This is a genomic window from Lactobacillus sp. C449L, assembly GCF_059900815.1.
Genome location: NZ_JBWXGA010000151.1, coordinates 1 through 476, shown reverse-complemented (window position 1 = coordinate 476; position 476 = coordinate 1). Strand labels below are relative to the sequence as shown.

The window sequence follows — 476 nt, the reverse complement described above, 5'->3', positions numbered from 1 at the left end:
GGAGAAGCGCCGCCGCTGTTCCTGGTCGGCGAGAGGGGCGAAGCCCAGCTCGTCAATTATCGGCTGCGCGGGCGCTACTATGTGGTCGACCGGCTGTTCGACGCGGCGGAGCTCCGCCTCGGCACGAAACGCCAGCAGGTGGTGCGCATCAGCCGGACGGGCAGGAGGTCGTGATGACCGACCCTGCCGCCACCACTCCGCAGGCCGCTGCGCCGGCAAAGATCGATCCGGAAACGCTCGTGCTTCGAGCGCGGCCCGCGCCAGCGATCCGTTTCAAACGCGGCATCATTATCGGCCTGACGGCGATCGCCATTGTCTTGCTGGTCACGACGGCCTGGTTCGCGCTCAAGCCGCGAAGCCTGCAGCTGGTTGGCGAACAGAGCGACCTCGCCGAGCCGGCGAAGGCGCCGAGTGACACATTGAATGCGCTTCCGGCCAGCTATGAGGATGCGCCAAAGCTCGGTCCACCGCTGCCC

Annotated in this window: 2 protein-coding genes; both read left to right on the top strand. The window is 67.2% G+C overall.

Going from position 1 to position 476, the window contains the following annotated elements; genetic code table 11:
• Positions 1 to 174, top strand: a 174-nt coding sequence (locus AC2JF9_RS08765; protein WP_500726992.1) for a TrbG/VirB9 family P-type conjugative transfer protein, incomplete at its 5' end; no start/stop codon positions are given.
• Positions 174 to 476 (top strand): hypothetical protein (locus tag AC2JF9_RS08760; protein ID WP_500726991.1); only part of this gene is annotated, 303 nt, incomplete at its 3' end. The genes AC2JF9_RS08765 and AC2JF9_RS08760, both read left to right, overlap by 1 nt.